Below are 26,180 nucleotides of genomic sequence, written 5' to 3'. Positions count from 1 at the left end.
GTGGCCTAACAGCCACTGCCGGACTGATTTCCTGCATCCTGTACCTCTTCAAAAGACGCATTCAACGATGTTGCCAACGCTTTGACTTGTTTCTCTGTATGGCTGGCAGACAGGGTAATACGTAATCTGGCCTGATTGACCGGCACTGTGGGCGGTCGGATAGCCGACACCCAAATGCCTTTTTCAGCCAGAGCTGCAGACAGGTTTATTGCCAGTTCACTGCTGCCCAGCAATACAGGTTTGATCGGCGTTTCTGTCGCAACCAGACCCACTTCCGGCAATAGTTCGTCTGCCAGAATATGTCCTAATGCTGCCAGCTTCTCCCTGCGCCAGTCTCCACTCTGGACCAGATCGCAAGCGGTACACAGTGCATGTGCCTGTGCTGGCGGCATCGCCGTCGAGTAGATATAATGCCGCGCAAACTGAATCAGATATTCTGCGACCTCATCGCTGCACAACACCGCCGCGCCCTGTATGCCGAAGGCTTTGCCAAACGTGACAATGCTGATCTCAGGCTTGATCCCCGCCAGCGCTGCACTGCCCCGGCCGCCTTCCCCCAGCACCCCGCAACCATGGGCATCATCAACCATCAGCCAGCTTTGTGAAGCACTGCACAGGGCTGAGATCGCCGCCAGCGGCGCCTGATCACCATCCATGCTGAACACGCCTTCCGTTACCACCAGAGTAGCGGCACAATCGCCTGACCCGGCTTTTAATAATGCATCCAAGGCATTGAGATCGTTGTGAGCAAAGCGGCGCATGAGCGCCGGTGATAAAAGGCCCGCTTCCATCAAAGAGGCATGATTCAGCTTGTCCTGGATCAGCCGGTCTGATTTGCCGAGTAAGGCAAACAGCACCGCCTGATTGGCACTGAATCCGGTACTGAATAACAAGGCTCTGTCGTACCCCAGCCAATCCGCCAGCCGCTGCTCAAGCTCTGCATGCGGTACCTGATGCCCGGTCACCAAAGGTGAACCGCCACTGCCTGCGCCATAAACAGACAACCCCTGCTGCCAGGCCGCGATCAATTCCGGGCACTGAGCCAGTCCCAGATAATCGTTGCTGGAAAAGTTAATATGCGCTTGTTGTTTACCGGCAAACTGCACGCAGGATGGCTGCCTGCTGAGTGGCTTTCTCTGACGATACAGTCCCTGAGTCTGTCGCTGACTCAGGGACTGTGATATCCGGGAATTAAAGAGAGGCATCGTAGAACAAGTCATCCTCTGCCGGGCGGGCAGCCACACGCTGTGCTACCTGACCAAGCAGTTCATGTTCCTGATACTCATCCGGCTTAGCGGCTTTTTCCTGCCGGTTAATACCCAGCTTGTTAAACAACTGCATGTCTTTGTCTTCTTCCGGGTTAGGTGTGGTCAGCAGCTTGCATCCGTAGAACACAGAGTTAGCGCCCGCCATAAAGCACAGTGTCTGAGTTTCTTCACTCATTCCCTCACGACCAGCCGACAAGCGAACAGCGGAAGCCGGCATCATAATGCGGGCAACCGCGATGATGCGGACAAAGTCCAGCGGATCGACATCATCCACGCTATCAAGCGGCGTCCCTTTAACTTTCACCAGCATATTGATAGGTACGCTTTCCGGGTGCACCGGCAGGTTCGCCAGCTCAACCAGCAGGCCTGCCCTGTCACGCGCACTTTCGCCCATTCCTATAATCCCTCCGGAGCAAATCTTCATACCGGCATCACGCACATGTGACAGCGTATCCAGACGATCCTGATAAGTACGGGTGGTAATGATATTGCCGTAATACTCAGGCGAGGTATCCAGATTGTGGTTATAGTAATCCAGACCGGCATCGGCCAGCGTGCTGGCCTGATCGCCGGTAATCATGCCCAGCGTCATACAGGTTTCCAGCCCCATAGACTTCACACCGCGTACCATTTCCAGCAGGTACGGCATGTCGCGCTCTTTGGGGTTTTTCCAGGCTGCGCCCATACAGAAACGTGTCGCACCCGAGCTTTTGGCTTTTTCTGCCGCATCCAGCACCCGCTCAACTTCCATCAGGCGTTCACGGTCAACGTCGGTGCGGTAGTGGGCACTCTGCGGGCAGTATTTACAGTCTTCCGGGCAGGCGCCGGTTTTGATCGACAGCAGGGTGCTGACCTGAACCTTGTTGGGTTCATGATACTGACGGTGAACTTGCTGCGCTTCAAACACCAGATCCATGAAGGGTTTTTCAAACAGCGCCTGAACTTCTGCAACGCTCCAATCGTGTCTCACTTCCACGTGTAAACCTCTTTATTTGTTCTTATTACCCGCAGATTGATCACGATAACCGTAACAATTCCACGGGTTTGAATACTTGCAAGTCTACTTTCAGTAAGTACACTGTCAACCACAAAGAAAATACAGGGTTTACATCTGTGCAAAATATCACCATCAAAAAGAACTCCTCCAACCACTTCACGGCTTCACAGGTGGATTTGGACTACGATCGTCAGCATGTCTGGCACCCGTACACCTCCACCATTAACCCCCTACCCTGCTACCCAGTGACTCATGCTGATGGCGTGACCCTGTATCTGGAAGATGGCCGGGAACTGATTGATGGTATGTCTTCCTGGTGGTCGGCGATTCACGGTTACAATCACCCGGTACTGAATCAGGCCGCACAGGATCAGCTGGGCAGGATGTCGCATGTCATGTTCGGCGGCCTTACCCACCAGCCTGCGGTTGAATTGTGCCGCAAACTGATTGCCATGACGCCTGAGCCTCTGCAGCAGGTATTCCTGGCAGATTCCGGTTCAGTGTCGGTGGAAGTGGCTTTGAAGATGGCGCTTCAGTACTGGCACGCAAAAGGTGAACCACGGGCAAAATTCCTGACACTGCGGCATGGTTATCACGGTGATACCTTTGCCGCTATGTCGGTCACTGATCCCGATAACTCAATGCACAGCCTGTATAAAGGATTTCTGCCAGAGCATCTTTTTGCAGATTCGCCCACGCTCGGATTTCATGACGAGTGGGATGAGAGTGATATTGCAGACTTCGCTGCCAAACTCGATGATCATCATCAGGACATTGCCGCTGTCATCCTGGAACCTGTCGTTCAGGGCGCAGGAGGAATGCGTATCTACCACCCTGCTTTTCTTCGTCGTGTGCGAGAATTGTGCGATGTCTATGGTGTGCTGCTGATTGTCGATGAGATTGCGACTGGGTTTGGCCGGACAGGCAAACTCTTCGCCTGTGAACATGCCGGCATCAGCCCGGATATCATGTGTGTCGGTAAAGCATTGACCGGCGGCTATATGACCCTGGCTGCAACCCTGACCACCAAGCACCTTGCCGACACAGTGTGCAGCGGTGCTGCAGGCTGCTTTATGCACGGCCCAACTTTCATGGGCAATCCGCTGGCCTGCGCCGTGGCCAATGCCAGTCTGTCTTTGCTGGAAACAGGTGAATGGCAGCAGCAGGTCAGCCAGATTGAAGCGCAACTGGCCGAATTACTGCCCGTGGTCGCTCAGTCTGACAAAGTGAAAGCCATTCGCTGGCTCGGTGCAATTGGTGTGGTGGAGTTGTATGAACCTGTGGACATGGTCACGATACAGCAAAGTTTTGTAGACAATGGTGTCTGGATTCGTCCATTCGGTAAACTTATCTACATCATGCCGCCATTTATCATTAATAATCATCAGCTTAACAAACTGATTTTCGCCATTTTACAATCATTGCACTAATATCGAAAAACAGACAGATCCTCATGTTTGACCAGATATACTCTATGTAAGAGTCATTGTAAGGCCGTCATATACACCGCACCATTTAGCGGCCTTTTACAAACATGCTGTCAGAAGGCCAAGTATGATGCAGTTACCCCTTTTCCCGCTCAGACTCTATGTGTTGCCGGGAGGCGTTAGTAAACTGAGAATTTTTGAGCCCCGCTATACCCGCTTAGTGACATTGGCGATGTCATCAGGCGATGGTTTTGGCTTGTGCATGAAAGATGGTGATTCTCTGTGTCATTTCGGCACCCGGGTCGAAATCACAGATTTTGAACAATTACCTGACGGATTACTGGGCATCACTATACGGGGTATAGAAAAATTCGTTATCAACAATCACTGGCAGGAAAAAGACGGCCTGAGATTTGGCGAGGTCAGTGCGATAAAAAACTGGACACCCAGTTCCACCCGCTTCATCGACAAACCCATTGCCAATAGCCTGGAAGCCTTGTTTGATGAATATCCCGATTACGCCGCGAATTACCCGGATCCCGACTTTACTGACATGGCCTGGGTCTGCCAGCGATGGCTTGAAATCTTGCCATTAGAAACTAATCAAAAACAATGGTTTATGAGCCGGAATGACCATCGTGCAGCGCTGTCTTTCCTGCACAATGTGATAGATGAAGAGCTCAGGCACGACGATATATAGCGCCGCCGTTTAACCTCGCCCCTCGCGGGCTAACCGCTGATCAACCATACGGCGATAAACGGCAGATAACACCTGCCGGATGCCGGAAAGCCCCATCAGCCAGGCCACAGGCCGCATCCACCAGATTTGTTTAAGCAGCAGTATATAGGCATCCATTTCCTTGTGAACCGCCCCGTTGTTGTCCTGAACGTGCAGCTCTCTCAGCGCTTCGTCGGGCACAATGCCCATCGCGGCCAACTCTTCATCTTTACCGGTAATGTCGTACCATTCCACCAGATGCGGATGCTGACCCAGCCAGGATTCATACCATTTCCGGTCGCGGACACAGGTCGGGCAGGCTCCGTCATAAAACACAGTGATTTTGCTTGTTTTCATGAAGGTTCTCCTGATTGCCGGACGCTTACTTTAAGTCTGGCTGATAACGGGTAATAGGCATAAAAAACGCAGCGAACGGGTAGTTTGCTGCGTTTTACCAAAGTTGCATCTGAAAGCGGCTAGCCTTCTTCAGTCAGCTTCACCAGCAGATGGCCATCATACATGGCCTGCTTCACCAGCGCGGCGGCAGGCATGGTCGCCTGGGTATAAAAACTGGTTTCTTCAATACGCAGATCCTGATTGTACACAGGCAAAGACTGGCTCTTTACACACTCAATAATGGCGGGATACAACACCGATTTGGCCTGATTGAATTCGCCGCCGATCAGCACCTTCTCAGGGTTGAACAGATTAACCATAATGGCAATGGCCCGGCCTAAGTGGAAGCCCAGCTCAGTGATCACCTGATATGCCAGCGGATCGCCCTGCACGGCAGCCTCGCAAATGGTTTCGATAGTCAGTTCTTTGCCGTACAATGATGACCCTTCCCCCAAGGCCAGGCGGGATTTCACCTGCTGCCTGACGGCCTGTAAACTGGCTACCGTTTCCAGGCATCCTTTATTGCCGCAATAACAGGGAAGACCATCAGGTTGGATCTGAATATGGCCCAGCTCGCCGATGTTGCCAATCCGGCCCTGTAACACTTTGTTATCCAGAATGATGCCTGCACCCACCCCATGATGAATGGAGATCAGAATAGAATTCGCCACATCTTTGGCATTGCCGAACAATTGCTCGGCCAACGCCCAGGAACGGGTATCGTTGCCGATAAAAACCGGCAGGCCCGTTGCTTCATGAATTGCCGGCCCTAAAGGTAAATCTTTCACTTCATAGTGTGGCATTTGCAGCACCATGCCTTTATCGGAATTCACCAAGCCCGGTAAGGAAACGGCAATGGCGGTAATGCGATCCAGCTGCTTGGCGTGGCGGGCAAAAAAGCTTTCAATTTCACCGAGCAGCTTTTGCAACACATCATTTTGCGCCAGTTCTTCGATATCCTGACGCTCCTCGAACAGTATGTCGCCACCCTGCTCATGCAAGGCAATGGTCAGGTAACCCCGGCCAAGACGAATACCTAAAAATTGCCAGCCATCATTATCGGGTACTAAGCCAATGGCCGGACGGCCGCGATTGCCTGATTCCTGAATTTCAGCTTCTTTGATCAGATGCCCGTCAAACAGCTCACGGGTGATTTTGGTAATACTGGCTGGCGCTAACTGGCTCTTTTTCGACAGCTCGATACGGGAAATAGGCCCATACTGATCGATAAGTTTGTAGACGCTTCCGGCATTGTTTCTTTTGATATGATCGATATGACCGGGTTGAGCGACATACATGCTCTGGATCCTCAAAGGTTAACGAATACGCAAGAAATTGAATTTTTTTACTTTGCGAAGTAATTGTGAAGCCCCTTGTGCCAAGGACGTGAACCCAGTCACGACCAGCCTGTCCCTTTTGGTCTTCGCATTACCGGGCCGGACAAACAAGCAGCATGATTGAAAGATATGTGGCTCTAGAGACAATGACGCAGGGTTCTGACATAATACGCGCCCTTTGAGGTTCAGGGTACCAAAACACCCTTTTTCACGTTAACTTGATTGATTGTTTTGAGGTCAGCCGTGTACAAAATCAATGAAATCTTTGAAACCATCCAGGGTGAAGGTGTTTTCACAGGCGTGCCGGCTATTTTTGTCCGTCTGCAAGTCTGCCCTGTCGGCTGTGCCTGGTGCGACACAAAACAAACCTGGAGTGCCGAGCCTCAGGACGAAGTTAACGTCAGCGCTATGCTTACCAAGCAGGGCGACTCGCCAAGCTGGACGTCTCTGGATGCCGGCGGCATTGTCAACCTACTGATTGAGCAGGGATACACAGCTCGTCATGTCGTAATTACCGGTGGCGAACCTTGTCTGTATGACTTACGCCCGCTGACTGAACAGCTGGAAGCCAACGGCTTTGGCTGCCAGATTGAAACCAGTGGCACTTACGAGGTGCTGGCCACAGACAAGACCTGGGTGACTGTCTCGCCGAAAATTAACATGAAAGGCAAGCTGCCGGTCCTGCCCGGCGCACTGTCACGCGCTAATGAAATCAAGCACCCTGTCGGGACGCAAAAGGATATCGACCAGTTAGATGCGCTGTTAGCCGGCGTGCCGCTGCAGGACAAGGTTACCATCGCCCTGCAGCCCATCAGCCAGAAAACCAGAGCTACCGAACTTTGCATTCAAACCTGTATTGCCCGGAACTGGCGCCTGTCTATCCAGACACATAAATACCTGTCGATTGCCTGATTAAGCTGACACCTCAGCCCCACCTGTTTTCGGTCGTCTCAATTCTTAGATGCTGTCTCAACAGATGAGACGACCCATAGAGTTTTACATTCCCCTGCCCGCCGTTTACCTATACTCAGCCCAAACACCGAAACCAATCCAGCCGCCTATGATCGGCCATGAGATTGGTATAACACGTGCTGCATTGAGTATTCAGGGGAAATGTTATGCGCACCTATCTGAGACTTGGTCTGAGCCTGTTTCTGGCTGGACTGCTTTCTGCGTGCGGTGGCGGCGGAGATGATGCAGGCATTCAACCTGCTGAGCTGCCACCCGTCAAAACCAAATTTACCGTCACTGTCGACTTGCCTGCCGGGTTGATGACAGCACAGCAAAGGCTGAGCTGGAGTCCTGTCAGCCAGGCTTATGCGGCCACACCGGATCTGTATCAGGACAACTTTGCTGTACTGTTTATCAATCAGCAGGGCAAAGTGATGGGTCAGGGTGACATCACCAGTTTTGCGATGACAGACGGTAACTACAGTATTGAAGCTCAGGTGCCACTGCTGCTGCATGGCGTGCTGGTGCTGGATCTCAATGGCGTGCCGCAATTTGCCATCGGCGACGACTTACCGACCAATCTCTTCATGACACCGTTAACGGACACCGAGATCGCCCTGTCCCTGAAAACCACACTCGCCTACCGTGCGTTGATAAAACGCGTCGCCACAGACGGCCATTGGGGCATATTTGGTGAAACTGTCAGTGACCCCAGTAATATCGATGTCCGGGATGCCGGCGATTTCGTTAATGAGCTGGCTGATGAACTGAGTGTCACCCTGATCCCCAAACTGGGGCTCAATGGCGTCAGCCTGAGCAATCTGATGTCGCTCAGCATAGTCAACGACATCCTTGAAGGCATCATGACCCGCAAATACACTGAGCTGACGGCACAAAAAGACGAGATAGCCACCATCTTCAACTCGGGTTTCTGGCGACTGGCCAGCCACAGCTCAAACACCGGCAGCACGCTAGAAGCCGATATGATGGACTACAGCAGCCCGGATACCGCTGACAATGAAACCCGTCAGATCGACTGGCGCTGGACCAAAAATGGCGACAGTGATATCACATTGACGGAAGATTTCACCTACCTCAGCGAACAAGGGTTGGTTCAGTTCGACAGCAAAGAAGACGCGATTAAAGGCCAGATCCTGACCTCCAGCGGATGGAAAGATCTGTACGAGTATTTCAAGGTGCTGATTTCGTCCAGCAGCACCGCCAGCATGACAGATGCCGGACTCGAAGAAGCCGATGGCCGCAACATCACCATGCGGGTCAACAGCTATTCACTGGCGGGCCTGAAAATGCATGATTTTCTCACCACCAAAGAAAACCACTTCATGACCCGCTACGTGCCCGCCGACACCACCTTTGGCGAGGCTGCCAAAGGCTACTATTTCACCTGGAATCCGGTGGCTACCCGTATGCTGCTGTGTAACACACAGGTCGGTGGCGACGAGTGTACTGTGGCGCCCAGAGACAACCCGACCGTCCCCTACACAGCCCTTGAGGATATAGTATCGGTAGAAGGCGCTGGCAGTATTGAGCAGGTCAACGGTTACCATCTGACCGATAACGTCGTGGTGGAGTTGGTACTTAACGGCACGCATCAGGCCAACTACTGGGTCAATGTCGGCGGTGATGACTGGATTGTAGTTGAAACCGGTATCTGGGGTGCGGTGTCGACCCTGGGCAAAGAGATGTTCCAGTTCGCCGTACCTGATGTTGTCAAACAACTTGCCAACCATTACCCCTTTGATACGCCCTACTTATTTTTGGTCGTCGAACAAGGGGCGGTCCATCAGGGCGAGGCCATTCTGAAAGACACCGACTACCACTTTGCCGGCTTTAATAACGCCGCCAAAGACGAGATCTATGCGGTGACTTCCCGTGACAATCTGCCTGCTTTTGGCGACTGCAGCTTTGGCAATACCTCCCCTGCCACTGAAGATCAGTTCCTCAATTCTGTGACCGAATGTGGCGGCGATGAGCGTTTCGTCACAGACAGTGTCAACAGCCTGGTTGATCAGCATCTGGTACAAATCTCCACTGACCCGAGCTCGCTGGGCGAGCTGGAAACCCTGATCCTGAAAAGCGACAACACCTGGGAGTATTACCTCAACACCGTTTTGCAACCGGGCAGCAGCAATCGTAGCTGGCTGTTGAATGACAAGGGTTTCCTGCGCCTGACTGAAAACAGCAATGATACCTTCAGCGATTACCAGTTATGGGCGCTCACCCACAAGAAATACCAGGATCGTCCGATTCTGGCCGTCAAATATTACAGTCAGAGTGACTTAGGCGGGGCCAATAACAGCGTCATTGATAACCTGATGACCAAGCAATATACCCCCGACACTCTGGTTGCCTGCACCGCCAACGATTCTGGCTGGAACAGTGGCAGCCAGATGCCTGCAACAGCAAAAACCAAGGCTGCCTTCACCAGCCAGGCAGCCAGCTGTACCGTCAGCTGGGAAGGGAGAACCCCCCGCTTCACCCAGAACATGCTGGCAGGTAAAGCCCTGACGTTCAGCGATACCTCCCGTCATTTGGTATTAAATGCGCAGGCAGACAGCCAGAGCGGCTTTAATACCGGTCGCTACAAAGACAGCGACGGCTGTGGCTTTGACATCCCGATCCGCTGGAAACTCGAAGCGGATGGCACTCTGTATTACGAAAATGCCATGTCTCAGGCGCAGATTGATGAAACCTTCAGCAATGGCGCGAAAAAATTCCCGACCGGCAACTTCAAAGAGTGGATAAAAGTCTCAGATACCGATGGTCTGGCATTCACGGTCAAAGGCTTCAATCATTTCACCCGCTGGCAGAGTGCGACACCGGCTCTGGGTGCAGACGACGGCGAGATGTGGAGCGATCTGGTTGCGCTGATCCCGGCAGCGAATGTGCCGGCCTTTACGGTGCAGTCCCCCACAGAAGCCCCGCTTCCTGACAGCCCGTACCCCGGCACCATATTAAGGGACGAACAAACATGCGACTTAACACCGCCGGCGACACCCGCGCCTTAGGTTAAAAATCACTCTGGCGGTCTTAAACCGGCCGTCAGAGTTGCCTCAGCGATTATTTAATCAACACAAAACACGACACAATGTGATTATTTCCCATCAGGTAACGCATCAAGGCTTGATGCTTGTGTCAAGACAGGTAATATTGCTGTTTTGGACAGTAAATTAAGCACAGCACTCAGTCGTGCCTAAACGGAGAATAATGACATCATGACTTACGCGCCTGTTTCAGACGTACTGAGCGGTAAGATTGCGGTAGACAGTGAAATCACTGTACGCGGTTGGATCCGTTCACGTCGGGATTCCAAAGCCGGAATCTCTTTCCTTGCCATCTATGACGGCTCTTGTTTCGACCCGATTCAGGCCGTGGTCCCGAATGCACTGAATAATTACCAGGAAGAAGTCCTGAAGCTGACAACTGGCTGTTCGGTGGAAGTAACGGGTAAAGTGGTTGCATCTCCGGCTCAGGGTCAGGACTTCGAACTGGCAGCGACTGACGTCAAAGTGGTTGGCTGGGTAGATGACCCAGACACCTACCCAATGGCGAAAACACGCCACTCGATTGAGTACCTGCGTGAAGTGGCCCACCTGCGTCCGCGTACCAATGTGATTGGCGCGGTTGCCCGTGTGCGTAACTGTCTGTCTCAGGCCATTCACCGCTTCTATCACGAGCAGGGTTACTTCTGGGTCTCTGCACCGCTGATCACTGCCGCTGACGCAGAAGGTGCCGGTGAGATGTTCCGCGTGTCTACGCTGGATCTGGAAAACTTGCCACGTACCGAACAAGGCAATGTCGATTTCAACGAAGATTTCTTCGGCAAAGAGACTTTCCTGACGGTTTCCGGCCAGCTGAACGCTGAAGCCTACGCCTGTGCTCTGAGCAAAGTGTACACTTTCGGCCCGACTTTCCGTGCTGAAAACTCCAACACCAGCCGTCACCTGGCTGAATTCTGGATGGTTGAACCAGAAGTGGCATTCGCGGATCTGAACGATGTCGCTAAACTGGCAGAAGACATGCTGAAGTATGTGTTCAAAGCCGTGCTGGCTGAGCGCCGCGATGATCTGGAATTCTTCGCACAGCGCATCAACAAAGAAGCAATCACCCGTCTGGAGAAATTTGTAGATTCTGATTTCGCTCAGGTTGACTACACAGATGCCATTGAGATCCTGAGAGCGTCCGGCCGTCAGTTCGAGTTCGACGTTGAGTGGGGTATCGACCTGTCTTCTGAGCACGAGCGTTATCTGGCGGAAGAGCACTTTAACGCGCCTGTTATCGTGAAGAACTACCCGAAAGACATCAAAGCCTTCTACATGCGTATGAACGATGATGGCAAAACAGTAGCGGCCATGGATGTTCTGGCACCTGGCATTGGTGAAATCATCGGTGGTGCACAGCGTGAAGAGCGCCTGGACATTCTCGATCAGCGCATGCGTGCAATGAACATCGACCCGGAAGATATGAACTGGTACCGCGATCTGCGCCGTTACGGCACTGTACCACATGCCGGTTTCGGCCTGGGCTTTGAGCGTCTGGTTTCTTACGTAACCGGTGTGGCTAACGTTCGTGACGTAATTCCATTCCCACGTACACCGCGTTCCGCGAACTTCTAATCAGTCATTTATTCGGCTGATATCAAACCCTGCCAGCTTTCGCTCGCAGGGTTTTTTCTTGCCTGATCGACCACACCTTCGCCACTTAAGACAATATTCAGACAAATACTGGCTGTTATCGCGTGATGGCAGACTATCCATTAAATGTTCACCCAGAATTGACGCACTCTTTATATGGAATTATGTCACCCAATCCATCTGACTTATTAAGCGTAAAATATACTCTGTGGGCATAAATAATAATCGCTGATTTCAGCTTTGCTTACTTTTTCTGCCACTAAATTTGCATTCTTTGAGGAATTTCAAATCCCCGGTATTTGCCTTGTGCGGTTAAATACCCCTCATCTAGAGTTGAGTCAGACGTGTCACATAATTAAAAGAACTGCTAACAGTTCAACAATGCTGCCATCTATTGCGTTACGAAGAGGGACAACTCATGCGTAAAAATCGCCAGGTTAATGACCGGGAAGTGGTGCTTGATCCTAATGCTCAATTAGTGACAACAACAGATCTGCAAGGTGTCATTACCTATGCCAATGACGAATTTGTAGAAGTCAGTGGCTACAGTTTTGACGAGCTCGTCGGGCAACACCACAATATTATTCGCCACCCGGACATGCCCAGGGCGGCCTTTGGTGACCTGTGGAGCCACCTGAAAGCAGAAAAACCCTGGCGGGGCATTGTTAAAAACCGCTGCAAAGACGGCAGTCATTACTGGGTGGATGCTTACGTCACCCCGCTATACCAAAACAATCGGGTTTCTGGCTATCAGTCCGTACGCCGCAAGCCTACTCAGGACATGGTCAACACAGCTACGCATGTCTATCAGCAACTGAACAATGACAAAAATCCTTATGGATTCCGTCTGTCCAGCTGGGCCAAGCTGGGGTTGTCTGCCCTGCTCACCGTGCTGTGCGTGGCATTTACGCACTTTTATATCCCTCAGTTCGAATTCCTATCCGCTGCTGTTCCATTGATCTTCATTGCGATCCTTTGTCGGGGTGAACTATTTGCTGTACCCCGTTTTTTTCAGCAGTTGTCGAATAACTATGATGCCCTCACCCGGATTGTCTACAGCGGTGATGACATGACATCCATTGCCGATTTCCATCTGAAATTAAACGATGCCCGGCTGAAAACCGTGCTGGGCCGGGTGGATGATGCGGCGCTGACCATTCGCGAAGTCACAGATGAACTCACCAGTGTCACTCTATCCACCCGAGACTCGATCTCCAATCAGGACAAAGATACCCAGCATATCGCCACATCCATTACCCAAATGTCGGCTGTTGCCACGGAAATTGCACAGAATACTCAGTTAACGACAGACAAAGTGCTCACCGCGCAGCAAAAATGCGCTAACACCACCAAAGTGTTGCAACTCACGCAAAACAACATCAATGACCTGGCCAAAGACACCGAAAACGCGGCACAAACCGCCCAGTCACTGGTGAAGGTGTCGGAACAGATTGAAACCATGATGATGGAAATTCAGGGCATTGCAGAGCAAACCAACCTGCTGGCACTGAACGCTGCTATCGAAGCGGCACGGGCTGGCGAACAAGGGCGGGGGTTTGCGGTCGTGGCAGACGAAGTGCGCGCTTTGTCTCAGCGTACCCACGGTGCGACAGAAAATATTCAAACCAGCATTGTCAACATCAACGCTACCCTGAACCAGTGGCAGGCAACCTCTTCCGAGAGTATTGAGAAAACTCAGCAATGTGTCGCCCATACCAATGATACGGCAGCCAGTATTCTGGAAGTGGTGTCCATGGTGGATGAAATTGCTGATATTTCAACGCAAATTGCCGCAGCGGCGGAGGAACAAGGCACTGTGGCCCAGGAGATCAGTAACAACGTCCATCAGATTTCCACCTCCTCGTCTGAAAACCTTGTGATGATGTCGCGCATGGAACAGGCCGCAAACCAAATGCGCGAGAAAGTGACGTTTCTGGAAGGCTTGAGTAAATCCTTCGGTTAACCCTTTCCCCCTGAAAAAGCAGTGCTATACCCGACCACTGCCCGTAACCCCCCAAGGCCGCGATGCGGCCTTTTTTATGGTTGCGATTGAGATGAGCAATATTGTCCAAGCAATCAGTACACATTTTGTTTAACCTGTCTTTATGCCATCACTCAGGAGGACAGGAATGAAACCGGACAATAGCTTTCAATTTATTACCAGCCCTCATCTGGCTGGCGTTACCCTGCTTCATGCCACAATGAGTGACTTTTCCTATGACAAACACGCTCACGAAGAATATGCCATTGGTGTGACCCTCAAAGGACGGCAGGATTTCTTTTGCCAACGGGCTTTTCATCGCAGTCCGCCTGGCGGGGTGCTGATATTTAACCCGGAAGACGTCCATGACGGCTGTTCCGGCGATACTCAGGAGCTTGAGTACCGGATGTTATACATACATCCGGAGGTATTTATTCCCCAGTTCAGAGCCTTAGGTGTACGTCAGGGGCAACTTCCCAGAATCAGCGGTACCTTACTTGACGATATGATTTTGCGTCAGCAGACGCTGAAGCTCTCTGCGCTGATGGAAAATCCGGCCACCACAAACATAGAACTGGAATCGGGACTGTTTCAGCTTTCACATTCGCTGGTACGCCGAGGCGGACAGCTGAATGAACAGCCACCCACGAATCGTATCGACACACTGTTACTGCGGGCGAAAGAGTATATACATGCGCATCTGAACCAGAACATTTCCATCGATGATATTGCCAGCGCGGCCACTATGTCGAAGTACCATTTTATACGGCTGTTTCGCTCCCAGTTTGGGATTACACCCCATCAATACGTAATTAATTGCCGGATTAACAATGCACGAAAAGCACTGGAGACGGGCGAGTCCGTGATTGATGTCGCAACAGATTGCGGATTTTCTGATATCAGCCATTTAAACCGCCGATTCAAACGCAGTTACGGCATGACACCCAAACAATATCAATTACAAATAACACGCTAACAACTTTCAACTGGATAAAAATATGCTTGAGATCTGGCTATATGCATTTTCAATAATGTATTCACCTGGTCCTGTAAATCTGCTCAGCTTTAATACAGGACTGAATAATAAAACAAATAAGAATACAGGTTTTTTCATGGGCGTGAGTTTCGCCATGTTAATTCTTTTCCTTTCATTGAGCTTTCTCAGTCACTCGGTTGTTCATGAAACCATTATTCCATATATCAGTATTCTGGGCTGTACTTATATGCTTTTTCTCTCCTGGAAGTTGTTCACATCAGGACGAGAACCGGATAATACATCCGCTGCCTTGCCTGATCTGACATTCCGGGATGGGCTGATGCTTCAGTTACTGAACCCGAAAGGTTTTATTGCCTGTCTGCCCATTGTGACCATTCAGTTTCCGGCACTGAATATTGTCGGATTAAAGGCATTGGTTATTTCTATTGCATTATCTGTGTTCGCTTTCGGTGCGCCCTTAAGTTATTCACTCACCGGGAAACTGATAGGAAAGCGTATCAGCAGCACAGATCTTTTCAGATATTTCCAATTATTCATGGCTTTTTTATTAGCTTATGTTGCGATGAAAATGGCCTATACACATATTTACATTGATTTATTCAAGCACCTTTAAATTCATTCATCCTTTAAATGCGAGTTGAAAAATTAATGAAATTCGATACTAAACTAGCCATTGTTGTTGCCGATTTCTTCTGAAAAATTGAAAAGGTCAGTTTTGTATTTAATGATTGGATTGCAACTATGATGGATGAGAGTTACCTCTTATTGTCTTTGATTACGGATTCAGCACCTTTAATCAAAGTGGGTAACTCTCTCCATTTAAAATTGAAGTGTCAGATCTAGTCAGAACTAATACAACTTATGCTTTAGACCAAATACGTGTATTTAAATCCAAAGCATCTATCAACCCCATCAATAGCTTTAACTCAGAGAAGATATCTTTTACGGTATTAAAATCAGTTGCCGAATCCGATAGCTTAGGTTCAAAATATTTCATATCGCCGCCAGAAACTGAGATGAATAACTTTCCTTCAACAAAAGACAGTGCCAAGTACTTGCCTGTGTTTTCACGAAATGCCACAACCCGCTGCATGAAAGCAGGAGTCAGTAGATATCTTGCTTCGACCTGATTGGTGCTATGGACATCGAAATATCGCTCAAACTCTGGATCTTCCAGCCGAACCAAGTTGTGGGGCGTACCCACAAAACCCTGTTTGATATTCTCAAGAAACGAATCATCTTTACCTTTGTCAATTGAGACAAAAGTCTGACTATTAAAATGCTTATTACAATCTGCGATGATGACCATGCCTCGGAATCTAGTCTGCATGTATGTTTTTGTTTTTCCGCCGGCAGTTCTCCTTTTGACTTTATATTTGGTGTGAATTTCCGACATTTCTATTGCAGTCTGCCCTATTTTCCCACTGATAAAGTCTTCGCCCTCAAACTGACTATATCCACCTGGAGAAAGACCACTTCTGTCATAAACCTCCCGTTCAATACTGCCTGTCGGGTTATACTCAAGCGAATCATCAATACTTTGAATGATTCTGGAAATTACTTTCTGCTTATAAACAACGCGATACTCATTCCACTTCATTTGATAAATTAAACCTAATATAGCCAGAATGATACCAACACACACCATGATGATATTCGGGTCAATATAGGTTCCAAAAAGTACAATGGTACCAATGATCACTGCCAATACGCCGACAAAGACACACATATCCCGTGTGACAACCACATCACAACGCTCTTGTTCAATCACTGCGAGCTGTGGTTGTAAATCCTTTTCAAAGACACTTTTCAGATCATCAATATTCATCGGGCATCCTTATTTGCACGATTCTCAAATAATTCGGCTATATCAGGAAGTTGTGTCTGTGCTTCTGGAATATCAAAAAGAATTCTTTGCGTAAGCCCCATTCTGCGAGCAAATATATTAGACGGAAACATTTCAATACCGTTATTCAGATCAGTCACCGCAGCATTGTAAGCACGCCGCGCTGCTGCAATCTGCTCTTCAGTCTCGTTAATGCTTCGTTGTAGTTGGCTGAAATTGTTGCTGGCTTTCAAGTCCGGGTAAGCTTCCACCATGATGTTAAAATGAGAAAATACCTGATTCAGACGCCGGTCGAGTTCAGGTTTTTTTTCTCCAGTTACCATATCGCTCTGAAACCTGGTCCGAAGTTCTGTCAGTTCGTTCAGCACTTCTCTTTCATGAGACATGTAAGCTTTGATCGTTTCCACCATATTCGGAAGCAAATCAAAGCGCTTCTTTAACATCACATCAATTGTCGAATCAGCATTATCAACCTGATTCTTACGAGCGATCAGACCATTGTAAATAGCCACTCCAAGAAAGAGCACAACCACAATGAATCCGACAGCAAACCACATTCCCATCATTATCTTCTCCTACAATCATGATCAACCGGACAGTTTTTCAGAGTCCCTGACTGGAAAAACGGTTGAGGCCTTGAGACACAGGAGGGTACAACATGACCGGATGACATTGGCACTGACAAAATTCCTGAAATAACAGTAAAAGTGACGGTTTTAATGCCACTGGGCAGTAAGTCACAATCCCTCGCTCTGTTCACGCTGCAGCATGCTGTTCTCAGAAAATGATGTATTACTGCGGGAACATGGTAAAATCGTACGTTTTTTATATCTGCCCCAAATGCCCTACATTGAGCGAGCAACAGTAAACGCATGAATTTAAAGAAGATTAACGAGTATCCGAAATACTGGGCCGAGTGCTATGGAACAGCGCCGTTTCTGCCGACAACGCGTGAAGAAATGGACGCGTTAGGCTGGGATAGCTGTGACATTATCATTGTGACCGGTGATGCGTATGTCGATCACCCGAGCTTTGGCATGGCGGTGATCGGTCGGGTACTGGAAGCTCAGGGGTTCCGTGTCGGGATTATCGCTCAGCCCGAGTGGAACAATAAAGATGCCTTCATGGCGCTGGGTCAGCCGAACCTGTACTTTGGTATTACGGCCGGTAACATGGACTCGATGATCAACCGCTATACGGCGGATCGCAAGCTGCGCCATGATGACGCCTATACCCCGGACAATGTTGGCGGTAAGCGTCCTGACCGCGCCGTGCTGGTGTATTCGCAGCGTTGCCGTGAAGCCTATAAAGATACCCCGATTGTACTGGGTGGTATTGAAGCCAGCCTGCGCCGTCTGGCGCATTATGATTACTGGTCTGATAAAGTGCGCCGTTCCGTGCTGTTTGATGCCAAAGCGGACATCCTGCTGTTCGGTAATGCCGAACGTGCACTGGTGGAAGTGTCGCACCGCATTGCCAGCGGCGAAGACATCAGCACCATGACAGACATCGCCGGTACGGCGGTGATCCTGAAAGAAGCCCCTGCCCATTATAAAATTATCGATTCCACCCGCATCGATAAGCCGGGCAAATCTATGGTGATGCCTAATCCGTACGCCACCGAAGAAGTCTGCGAGACCAATAAATCCAAAGCCGATGCTGAGCCGGTTAAAGCTCAGACGGTGCAGATTCAGCCTTCCCGCCACGACGCTTTTACCAGCGCCGTGCGTTTGCCTTCTTTCGAGAAACTGCGCAACGACCGCATTTTGTACGCCCATGCCAGCCGTGTGATGCACCTGGAAGCGAACCCTTATTCTGCCCGCGCACTGATTCAGCTGCACGGTGACCGTGAATTATGGGTCAATAAGCCGCCTATCCCGCTCACCACTGAAGAAATGGATTTTGTGTTTGGCCTGTCGTACGCACGGGTACCGCACCCTTCCTACGGAAAAGCCAAGATCCCGGCTTATGACATGATCAAGACCAGTGTCAACATCATGCGAGGCTGTTTTGGTGGCTGCTCTTTCTGCTCGATTACCGAGCACGAAGGCCGGATTATTCAAAACCGCTCTCACGAGTCGATTTTGCAGGAACTGGAAGACATCCGCGACAAAGTGCCCGGCTTTACCGGCACCATTTCCGATTTGGGTGGCCCGACGGCGAACATGTACCGTTTGGGTTGTTCCGATCCCCGCGCCGAGAAAAACTGCCGTCGTCCGTCGTGCATTTTCCCGAAAATCTGTGAGAAGCTGGATACTGACCACAAACACACCATAGATCTGTACCGCAAAGCCCGGGAAGTGAAAGGGATCAAGAAAGTGATGATCGCCTCGGGTGTGCGTTACGATCTGGCTATCGAATCACCGGAATACATCAAAGAGCTGGTGACACACCATGTGGGTGGTTATCTGAAAATCGCGCCTGAGCATACTGAAAAAGGCACGCTGGATCTGATGATGAAACCGGGCATGGGCACCTATGACCGCTTCAAGGAGCTGTTTGAAAAATACAGCGCCGAAGCCGGCAAGAAGCAGTATCTGATCCCGTACTTTATTTCGGCCCATCCGGGTTCAACCGATGACGACATGCTGCATCTGGCATTGTGGCTCAAGAAAAATGATTACCAGTGCGATCAGGTACAGAACTTCTACCCGTCGCCTATGTGTAATGCCACGGCCATGTATCACTCGGAAACGAACCCGCTGAAACGCGTTAAGTACAAACAACGGGAAGATCTGTTTGTAGCCAAAGGCGAGCGTCAGCGTCGTCTGCATAAAGCCTTGCTGCGTTACCATGATCCGGCTAACTGGCCGCTGATCCGTGAAGCCTTGATCAGCATGGGTAAAAAACACCTGATCGGCGACCGCGCCGACTGTCTGGTGCCCGCTGAAGGCAGCGACGCAGCCCTGACACCGGCAACCCGTCGCGGTTCAAGCCGGCACGGTGCCAAGCGCTTTGCCACTAAGCACCCGAATCAGCCGGATATCCGTAAAGACGGAACGGCAAAGCGTCAGGGTCCGGGTAAACCGAAAACCCAGGCTGGCAGCAACGCTCAGGGCAACGGCAAACCACAAAGCGCAGGCAAACGTCCGTCATCGCCGGGTAAGCCTCAGACTCGCGGTAAACCGTCAGCAAAACGTGGCGCACGGGCCTGATACTGAACCCAGCCGCTTTAAATAATGATCAAAAAGGCAAGAGCGATGCTCTTGCCTTTTTCATTTCAGGGGGAACTAACAGTGACTGACTGTTAAGCGACGACTTTCTCTGTCGAGACTGCTGCCGAGCCTTCACTCATAAAGCTCTCATGCAAAGCACAAATTGCGCCGTGATAATCACTGTCTTTCACCACAAACTGCACATCAACGTTACGCAGGGAAGCGTGAGCAGCTTTAGGACTGATATCTTTATCCAGCAGGGACAATACACCCTGACTCATGGTTTTATTGGTATCGATAGCCGAACCAATAACCGAAATCAGCGCCACCATTTTTCCGGTAATCTTCGCCTTCGGATAACGCTTCTCTGCTTTGGACAGCACCTTGTTCTGGCTCGATGTACTGCCGTCCAGATAGTAAGTCACAGAGTTGGCGTTCATCTCTTTACTGATCAGCTGAACGTTCTCTTCGCGGATGATTTCCATCAGCTCATAGCTGACGTCTTCCACCTGGCCGACCATAGCCTGATCAAATAAATGCAGCGCAAAGACCTTATCCCGGCCGGCAATAATCTCGGCTTTACCCGTATTAGGCTGGTAATGCTGAGAAATTAGGGTGCCCGGATGTTCTGGTTCAAAGGTATTTTTTACCGCCAGCTCAATACCGGCACGACGAAGTCCTGAAGCGGCGTTAGGGTGAATCGCTTCCATACCCAGGTTAGCCAGCTGGTCAGCAACGTCATAGTTACTTTTTCCAATCGGGCGAACATGCTCAGGACCAACGATACGGGGGTCAGCGCTGCTCAGGTGATACTCTTTATGGATCACTGCGCGGCTGGCCTTGCTCAATACCGCCAGACGACTGAATGTCATCTCACTGTAACCGCGATCATAAGTCTTCATCAAACCTTCATCACAGTAGACATAGCCGGTGACGATTGGCAGTTCTTTGCTCAGATCGATATCTTTGATCGCATCCAGAATCACCGCATCCAGATCGCCCTGGACATTGTTCTCAGCGCCCCAGCCCGACAAATCAACAAAGCGAGAGTTAATACCCAGGTTATTCAGCATCAGCGTGGTATTAAAGGCAGAATGCGCTTCACCAATAGAAGACAGAAACTCGCGGATTTGAGGCAGATAACTGGTCAGAGAAAACTGTCCGTACTGACAGGTTTCCAGAATATTTTCGATACAGGTAATAGCGTTAGCAATACGCTCTTTGACAAAATTATCGGCACGGTTACGACAGAACAACTCAGGAAACATAGTGTCGTTAATCAGCAGCATACGCTGCTCCAGTGCTTTCAATTTCTCACGCCACACATCATTGCGTTCTGCAATGTAGCGGAAGATACCCGGCTCACCGGTTCGCTTGCATTCCAACAGTGCGTCAGTGATACCGCCATAGGCCGAAACAACAAACATACGTTGATAAGGATTGTCTGGATAGAGCAGGATATTGTCCATTACCGCATCGAACGCAGACATGGAAGTACCGCCAATCTTTTCAACGGTATGAGTCATGGTAACTCCTTTTATTTTCATCAGCTAAGCGAGAGCGCTTAGCCTGATGGTTTTGAAAGGCGGTTTGCACCGCCTTCCGGTAACCCTCAGGTTGATATCGCAAGGAGGGTTAATCACTTGCGTCAATACAGCTGCGATTATTCGGCTGCTGGGTAAACACCGTCTTTGTCGTGGACTTCCATGCCCGTCAGTGGCGGGTTAAACACACAAGCCATCACCATATCGACACCTTTATTGGCACGCAGTTGGTGTTCATCATGCTTGTCCAGCACATACAGGGTGCCAGGCTTGATCTCGTAAGTCTTGCCATCGGCTGTGGTCTGGATTTCCCCTTCACCCGACACGCAATACACAGACTCCAGATGGTTCTTGTAATGAATATGGGTATCGGTATTGGCAAAGATAGTGGTGATGTGGAACGAAAAGCCCATGTTGTCATCACGCAGCAGCATGCGGACACTTTCCCAGTTACCGTTTTCAGCCACTACCCGGCGTTCGCTGTTCTGGCACTCTTCAAGGGTGCGTACAATCATTCTTATTCTCCTTAAGACGCTTTCTTCATGCTGGATTTTGCATACTCAGCCACCGCTTTTTCAAAGATGTGCAGGCCTTTTTCCAGTTCCGCTTCACTGATAGTCAGCGGGCAAAAGAACTTCAGCACTTCATCATCCGGACCGGCGGTTTCGATAATCATGCCGTTTGCAAAACACAGCTTACCGATTGCACCCGCAAATTCACCATCGTGACAGGCAATACCCTGCATCAGACCGCGGCCTTTGATTTTTTCAAATACTGCCGGGTACTGCTTGAGTACTTTTTGTAATGTAACGTTCAGCTGGGCAGCGCGTGCGTTGATGTGCTGCTCAAACTCGTCGTTGTGCCAGTAGGCTTCAATAGCAACAGCGGCTGTCACGAACGCGTGGTTGTTACCACGGAACGTACCGTTGTGCTCGCCCGGCAACCACTTATCCAGCTCCGGTTTCAGCAGTACCACCGCCATCGGCAAACCGTAACCACCGATAGATTTAGACAGGGTCACCATATCCGGTTTGATACCGGACGGCTCAAAGCTGAAGAAAGTACCGGTACGGCCACAACCTGCCTGAATGTCGTCGACAATCAGCAGAATGTCGTGACGTTTACAGATAGCGCTCAGGCGCTGTAACCACTCGTCGGAAGCCACGTTCAGACCACCCTCACCTTGTACGGTTTCGAGGATGACAGCAGCCGGTTTATCCAGGCCGCTGGAGTTATCAGTCAGCATAACTTCAAACAGTGCCAGACCGTCCAGGTCGGCGTAACCTTCATATGGCAGGCGGGTTACACCGCTCAGTGCCATACCCGCACCACCACGGTGATGCTGGTTACCGGTAGCCGCCAGTGCACCGTAAGACACACCGTGGAAGCCGTTCGTGAAGGCAACAATGTTCTGGCGTCCTTTGACTTTACGCGCCAGTTTCAGTGCCGCTTCAACGGCGTTAGTACCGGTTGGACCAGTGAACTGTACTTTGTAGTCCAGACCACGAGGGGTCAGGATGTAATTCTTCAGGTTTTCAAGAAATGTCGCTTTTGCTTCGGAATGCATATCCAAACCGTGCGTCAGGCCATCTTGATCGATGTAATCCATCAGTGCTTTTTTCAGCACCGGGTTATTATGGCCATAGTTCAACGCACCAGCGCCTGCCAGGAAATCCAGGTAACGCTCGCCTTCGCTGGTGTTCAACCAGCAGCCCTTTGCGGATGAGAACACCACCGGGAAGTTTTTGGCGTAACATTGAACATTTGATTCCTGCGCATTAAAGATATTCATGACTTATCCTGTTTTGTCGTGATTTATTGTTTAAGTGGAATGCGATAGAGATATTCCGAGTCGTGTTCACCGTCGAAATGCTTCTCTTCATCGAGGAACAGCGAGACTTCACCTAAGTTACCGTTCGCCTGATCCACCTTCTTAAACAACGCCCAAGAGGCTTTATTGAGGCGGGTGATGGTCGTTTCGATACAGCGAATATCGCTGAGATCATCACGCGCCAGCAGTTGTTGAATCATCTTGAAAGCGAGCCCTTTACCACGCGCCTTCTCGCCAACAGCAACCTGCCATATAAACAGAGTGTTTTCCTTCTCAGGGACTCTGTAAGCCGAGACAAACCCTGCCATCTCACCGTCTGATTCAGCAACAATACATGTGTCTTTGAAGTGAGTGGTCTGCAGGAAATTGCAGTAAGAGGAGTTGGTGTCTAATGGGGGACAAGATTCGATCAGTGAATGCACTCGATTACCATCTGTTCGTTCCGGTTTTCGAAAAACAAACTCTTCCTGAGTCTTAGTCGATGTTTCTGGGTCTATTGCCCATGGTGCCATTGTAATCATTGGTCGCCACATTGTTTAGTGCTCTAATGAATTCAAAAACAATTATAGGGACTCGAATGATAAAATCAACCCCAACATTAATAACAAATTACTGATTATATCCATAAATCATTGATATATATCAAGTTAATACCATAAAATGATTACAAAGCTAATAATTACAGAACTAATCATATTGCTGTCATTAAAGCGACATCAAGCCACGATAAGTGAGATCTGCTGACAAGAAATGTTCAATTCAGTGGTGGGAAAAGAAGATAAGGACGATTCAAGCCGCTGCCGTCTGACTCAGCGACTTGACGTTGAGAAGGAAAAAAATAAAGAATCCGTTAATTACCAGACATTACCGGGCAAGTTCCGTTGCCATAAAAACCGCAATAGCAATGACGGCACAGATCAGCATACCAATATACAGTTTTTTCTGATTTCGCTCGTCCAAAAATCGAGCCATGGCTACCGCCGCTGCAATCAGCAGGATTATCACTACAAGTTTAAGCATGCCTCCCCCTGTTGATGTCTGTTAATCGCCTGATTGTTATATCAAGGATATGTCCGTCTGTGAAATTCACTGCCAACTCTTCAACTTAGCACCAATTACAGAATCAGACTGTTGCCGCTTCCGTTTCTGTACCGATTGAACACATTTCTGCGCTGAGCACCTGGTTCTTACCCTGCGATTTCGCCTGATACAGCGCCCTGTCTGCAGACGAGATAGTCGATTCCATTCCCTTGTGTAAAGGAGCAACACCAATGCTGACGGTAATGGCGCAAGATGTGTCTTCATCAATATCAATACGGCTGGCCTCTACTTTTGCACGGAAATCATCCAATGTCTTCAGGGCTGTCTCTGTGTCTGGTGCTTCCATTAACACCGCAAACTCTTCCCCACCGTACCGACACAGGACGGCTTGTGCCGGAAAACTGTATTCCATCAAACTCGCTATGTTCAGAATGACTTCGTCGCCAAGCAAATGACCGTAGGTATCATTGACCGACTTAAAGTCGTCTACATCAATCATGGCCAGAAAGTAGCCGGCGGCACTGTCCATCAGTTTCTGATCCATATGCTGACGAAGACTGTTCTTATTTTTCAGCCCCGTCATCTGATCTTCACTGCGAATGTGCTGAGTCAATAGTATCTGATTCAAAGCGCTGAGCGTGTAGTTGGCAATCATTTTGGCGAAAAATGGGTAAGCCGCACCGGGCTGGCATATATACAGCACACCGATCAGCTGACTTGCCGGGCGCTGGTAATCATTCTGTCTTGCGCTGTTGACTAAAGGCAGCCGTATACAGGGCTCGCTTGGCGCAATAAGGCGGACAATATCATCCTGCTCGGGCTTGCAGAATCGACCAAGCTGCTGACAGCCAGCAATACGGCAAAGTAAATCTGCCGGCACATTTACCCGTAAGTTGTGATAGGCCTCTTCCAGCACCCCTTCATTGGCATTCATTACGAAAAGATACACCCGGCTACTGCCCATAGTATCGTTTAATAACGCAGACAGTTGCTCGTGCAGTTCATCGAATTCCTGCGCTTCAATTAACTGACCACCCACCTGATGAACGCGAGTATGCAGGTAGCCTGCCAGTAAAATAAAAAATACGACGACCAGAAAAGTGCCGCCCACAGCGCCCACTTTCAAAGCATTGGACGCAATTTCACTGTTGCTGGTGCCAGATAATAACACCCAGTTAAAATTATTGTTGGCATCGTAAACACTGAATTTATATTGATTATCATATTCGTAAGAAGGGATATTACCGTTACCATTGCCAGCCATGATTGTTGTCAGTAATTCGGGGTTTATACTGACAGAGTCTACGCCTAATCGTGCTTTATCGGGGTGAATAACAACTCTTCTCGTCTGCGGCTCAATCGCATAAACATAACCCTTCGTCATCGTTTTCAGATCGGAAAGATCATCGGACATCGCACCGGCATCAAGCTCAATAATGATCCTGACGTTTTTTTTTCCGGGTATCGCCAGTTTTTTCACCAGGGCAACACACCACTTTTTGGTGCTGTTACTGTGATAAAAATCAGACAGAAAAAGATCACCGATTTTCTGGCTTTCAGAATACCAGGGCCGTCGATTTACCCGCACATCAATCCCCGACAAGCGAAATCCGTCTGTCCCGTAATAGTCTGAATCTACCAGTAATCCGACTTCCAGAAATTTATTCTGGTTGTTAACCACATAGTTAGCCGCATCAAGAAATGCCGGGATATTACCTGACCCTTTCAGGATCTCTGATAATAAAAATAACTGATTTGTTACCGCAATGTAATTCAGGTCTAAATACCCTTTCGCCACGTTCAAATTAGCCCGCGCCTGTGAGTATGCACTTTCCCGAATAGAACGATAATCTGAATAGCCTAAATACACCAGTGCTGACACCAGTAGAACAAGCAATGGAAGAACCATTTTAATCAAATACTTAGGCTTAAAATTCATCTAAAATATCTTTTGAATAAAACATCGGTCAAAATCTGAAAGTTGATGATTATATCTTAATCGCCGGATGCCTGTCGCAACCTAATTGACAAATAGC

21 protein-coding genes are annotated in these 26,180 nt (G+C 49.6%); 9 read left to right on the top strand and 12 right to left on the bottom strand.

Going from position 1 to position 26,180, the window contains the following annotated elements; all coding sequences use genetic code 11:
• Positions 1-5: 5 nt before the first annotated feature.
• Together bioF and bioB are read right to left on the bottom strand one after the other, a co-directional pair.
• The gene (bioF, locus tag Q4491_RS07810; RefSeq protein WP_303456174.1) at positions 6-1,205 is read right to left on the bottom strand and encodes an 8-amino-7-oxononanoate synthase; all 1,200 of its coding nucleotides are present in this window, start codon (positions 1,203-1,205) and stop codon (positions 6-8) included.
• Positions 1,192-2,244 carry a biotin synthase BioB gene (bioB, locus tag Q4491_RS07805; protein WP_218383918.1) on the bottom strand — a complete coding sequence of 351 codons (1,053 nt, stop codon included), beginning with the start codon at positions 2,242-2,244 and terminating at the stop codon, positions 1,192-1,194. Before bioB ends, bioF begins: the two co-directional genes overlap by 14 nt.
• 191 nt (positions 2,245-2,435) lie before the next feature.
• Here bioB and bioA point away from each other — a divergent pair, with 191 nt between their 5' ends.
• Positions 2,436-3,695, top strand: a complete 1,260-nt coding sequence (gene bioA / locus Q4491_RS07800; protein WP_303456341.1) for an adenosylmethionine--8-amino-7-oxononanoate transaminase — start codon at positions 2,436-2,438, stop codon at positions 3,693-3,695.
• 127 nt (positions 3,696-3,822) lie between these two features.
• Positions 3,823-4,392, top strand: a complete 570-nt coding sequence (locus Q4491_RS07795) for an LON peptidase substrate-binding domain-containing protein (protein WP_192015062.1) — start codon at positions 3,823-3,825, stop codon at positions 4,390-4,392.
• 9 nt (positions 4,393-4,401) lie between these two features.
• On the opposite strand, the gene Q4491_RS07790 is transcribed toward Q4491_RS07795, so the two are convergent.
• The gene (locus Q4491_RS07790; RefSeq protein ID WP_237794194.1) at positions 4,402-4,767 is read right to left on the bottom strand and encodes a thiol-disulfide oxidoreductase DCC family protein; all 366 of its coding nucleotides are present in this window, start codon (positions 4,765-4,767) and stop codon (positions 4,402-4,404) included.
• 119 nt (positions 4,768-4,886) lie between these two features.
• Positions 4,887-6,104, bottom strand: a complete 1,218-nt coding sequence (locus Q4491_RS07785) for an ROK family protein (RefSeq protein WP_237794195.1) — start codon at positions 6,102-6,104, stop codon at positions 4,887-4,889.
• 282 nt (positions 6,105-6,386) lie between these two features.
• On the opposite strand from Q4491_RS07785, the gene queE reads away from it, so the two are divergent.
• The 6 genes from queE to Q4491_RS07755 all read left to right on the top strand — a co-directional run bounded on the left by queE (position 6,387) and on the right by Q4491_RS07755 (position 15,340).
• Positions 6,387-7,055, top strand: a complete 669-nt coding sequence (queE, locus tag Q4491_RS07780; protein WP_218383922.1) for a 7-carboxy-7-deazaguanine synthase QueE — start codon at positions 6,387-6,389, stop codon at positions 7,053-7,055.
• A 206-nt stretch (positions 7,056-7,261) separates the two neighbouring features.
• Positions 7,262-10,123, top strand: a complete 2,862-nt coding sequence (locus tag Q4491_RS07775; protein ID WP_303456172.1) for a hypothetical protein — start codon at positions 7,262-7,264, stop codon at positions 10,121-10,123.
• Between the two features lie 207 nt (positions 10,124-10,330).
• Positions 10,331-11,731, top strand: coding sequence for an asparagine--tRNA ligase (asnS, locus tag Q4491_RS07770; protein WP_303456170.1), 1,401 nt, complete (start codon positions 10,331-10,333; stop codon positions 11,729-11,731).
• Positions 11,732-12,167: 436 nt separating this feature from the next.
• The gene (locus tag Q4491_RS07765) at positions 12,168-13,712 is read left to right on the top strand and encodes a PAS domain-containing methyl-accepting chemotaxis protein (protein WP_218383925.1); all 1,545 of its coding nucleotides are present in this window, start codon (positions 12,168-12,170) and stop codon (positions 13,710-13,712) included.
• A gap of 166 nt (positions 13,713-13,878) precedes the next feature.
• A complete protein-coding gene (locus Q4491_RS07760; protein ID WP_192014973.1) occupies positions 13,879-14,706 on the top strand; it encodes an AraC family transcriptional regulator in 828 nt (275 codons plus the stop codon).
• A 22-nt stretch (positions 14,707-14,728) separates the two neighbouring features.
• Complete coding sequence (locus Q4491_RS07755; RefSeq protein ID WP_303456167.1) at positions 14,729-15,340, top strand: LysE family translocator; 612 nt, start codon at positions 14,729-14,731, stop codon at positions 15,338-15,340.
• A gap of 246 nt (positions 15,341-15,586) precedes the next feature.
• On the opposite strand, the gene Q4491_RS07750 is transcribed toward Q4491_RS07755, so the two are convergent.
• Positions 15,587-16,555 (bottom strand): DUF3137 domain-containing protein, encoded by a 969-nt coding sequence (locus tag Q4491_RS07750; RefSeq protein ID WP_303456165.1) that lies wholly within the window; start codon positions 16,553-16,555, stop codon positions 15,587-15,589.
• Positions 16,552-17,139, bottom strand: coding sequence for a LemA family protein (locus tag Q4491_RS07745; RefSeq protein ID WP_303456163.1), 588 nt, complete (start codon positions 17,137-17,139; stop codon positions 16,552-16,554). Before Q4491_RS07745 ends, Q4491_RS07750 begins: the two co-directional genes overlap by 4 nt.
• A 306-nt stretch (positions 17,140-17,445) precedes the next feature.
• On the opposite strand from Q4491_RS07745, the gene Q4491_RS07740 reads away from it, so the two are divergent.
• On the top strand, positions 17,446-19,728 hold the full coding sequence (locus Q4491_RS07740) for a YgiQ family radical SAM protein (RefSeq protein ID WP_218383929.1): 2,283 nt from the start codon (positions 17,446-17,448) through the stop codon (positions 19,726-19,728).
• Between the two features lie 92 nt (positions 19,729-19,820).
• Here the strand turns inward: Q4491_RS07740 and Q4491_RS07735 are convergent, their stop codons facing one another.
• From Q4491_RS07735 to Q4491_RS07710, 6 genes are all read right to left on the bottom strand, one after another.
• On the bottom strand, positions 19,821-21,254 hold the full coding sequence (locus Q4491_RS07735; protein WP_192014969.1) for an aspartate kinase: 1,434 nt from the start codon (positions 21,252-21,254) through the stop codon (positions 19,821-19,823).
• Positions 21,255-21,391: 137 nt separating this feature from the next.
• Complete coding sequence (locus Q4491_RS07730) at positions 21,392-21,787, bottom strand: ectoine synthase (RefSeq protein WP_027252509.1); 396 nt, start codon at positions 21,785-21,787, stop codon at positions 21,392-21,394.
• A gap of 11 nt (positions 21,788-21,798) precedes the next feature.
• Positions 21,799-23,064 (bottom strand): diaminobutyrate--2-oxoglutarate transaminase, encoded by a 1,266-nt coding sequence (gene ectB, locus Q4491_RS07725; protein ID WP_218383931.1) that lies wholly within the window; start codon positions 23,062-23,064, stop codon positions 21,799-21,801.
• Between the two features lie 23 nt (positions 23,065-23,087).
• On the bottom strand, positions 23,088-23,624 hold the full coding sequence (ectA, locus tag Q4491_RS07720; protein WP_192014967.1) for a diaminobutyrate acetyltransferase: 537 nt from the start codon (positions 23,622-23,624) through the stop codon (positions 23,088-23,090).
• A gap of 343 nt (positions 23,625-23,967) precedes the next feature.
• Positions 23,968-24,123 carry a hypothetical protein gene (locus Q4491_RS07715; protein WP_237794206.1) on the bottom strand — a complete coding sequence of 52 codons (156 nt, stop codon included), beginning with the start codon at positions 24,121-24,123 and terminating at the stop codon, positions 23,968-23,970.
• 103 nt (positions 24,124-24,226) lie between these two features.
• Positions 24,227-26,083, bottom strand: a complete 1,857-nt coding sequence (locus tag Q4491_RS07710) for a diguanylate cyclase (RefSeq protein WP_303456158.1) — start codon at positions 26,081-26,083, stop codon at positions 24,227-24,229.
• Positions 26,084-26,180: the final 97 nt, after the last annotated feature.

The organism is Photobacterium sp. 2_MG-2023 (assembly GCF_030547675.1).
Lineage (GTDB): Bacteria > Pseudomonadota > Gammaproteobacteria > Enterobacterales > Vibrionaceae > Photobacterium > Photobacterium arenosum.
This window is presented reverse-complemented; position numbering and strand designations above follow the sequence as displayed.

Bases quoted from the DNA above. Each gene is read 5' to 3' on its own strand.
- bioF (WP_303456174.1), bottom strand. From the start codon at position 1,205: ATGCCTCTCTTTAATTCCCGGATATCACAGTCCCTGAGTCAGCGACAG.
- Q4491_RS07795 (WP_192015062.1), top strand. From the start codon at position 3,823: ATGCAGTTACCCCTTTTCCCGCTCAGACTCTATGTGTTGCCGGGAGGC.
- Q4491_RS07790 (WP_237794194.1), bottom strand. From the start codon at position 4,767: ATGAAAACAAGCAAAATCACTGTGTTTTATGACGGAGCCTGCCCGACC.
- Q4491_RS07785 (WP_237794195.1), bottom strand. From the start codon at position 6,104: ATGTATGTCGCTCAACCCGGTCATATCGATCATATCAAAAGAAACAAT.
- Q4491_RS07775 (WP_303456172.1), top strand. From the start codon at position 7,262: ATGCGCACCTATCTGAGACTTGGTCTGAGCCTGTTTCTGGCTGGACTG.
- asnS (WP_303456170.1), top strand. From the start codon at position 10,331: ATGACTTACGCGCCTGTTTCAGACGTACTGAGCGGTAAGATTGCGGTA.
- Q4491_RS07765 (WP_218383925.1), top strand. From the start codon at position 12,168: ATGCGTAAAAATCGCCAGGTTAATGACCGGGAAGTGGTGCTTGATCCT.
- Q4491_RS07760 (WP_192014973.1), top strand. From the start codon at position 13,879: ATGAAACCGGACAATAGCTTTCAATTTATTACCAGCCCTCATCTGGCT.
- Q4491_RS07755 (WP_303456167.1), top strand. From the start codon at position 14,729: ATGCTTGAGATCTGGCTATATGCATTTTCAATAATGTATTCACCTGGT.
- Q4491_RS07750 (WP_303456165.1), bottom strand. From the start codon at position 16,555: ATGAATATTGATGATCTGAAAAGTGTCTTTGAAAAGGATTTACAACCA.
- Q4491_RS07745 (WP_303456163.1), bottom strand. From the start codon at position 17,139: ATGATGGGAATGTGGTTTGCTGTCGGATTCATTGTGGTTGTGCTCTTT.
- Q4491_RS07740 (WP_218383929.1), top strand. From the start codon at position 17,446: ATGAATTTAAAGAAGATTAACGAGTATCCGAAATACTGGGCCGAGTGC.
- Q4491_RS07735 (WP_192014969.1), bottom strand. From the start codon at position 21,254: ATGACTCATACCGTTGAAAAGATTGGCGGTACTTCCATGTCTGCGTTC.
- Q4491_RS07730 (WP_027252509.1), bottom strand. From the start codon at position 21,787: ATGATTGTACGCACCCTTGAAGAGTGCCAGAACAGCGAACGCCGGGTA.
- ectB (WP_218383931.1), bottom strand. From the start codon at position 23,064: ATGAATATCTTTAATGCGCAGGAATCAAATGTTCAATGTTACGCCAAA.
- ectA (WP_192014967.1), bottom strand. From the start codon at position 23,624: ATGATTACAATGGCACCATGGGCAATAGACCCAGAAACATCGACTAAG.
- Q4491_RS07715 (WP_237794206.1), bottom strand. From the start codon at position 24,123: ATGCTTAAACTTGTAGTGATAATCCTGCTGATTGCAGCGGCGGTAGCC.
- Q4491_RS07710 (WP_303456158.1), bottom strand. From the start codon at position 26,083: ATGAATTTTAAGCCTAAGTATTTGATTAAAATGGTTCTTCCATTGCTT.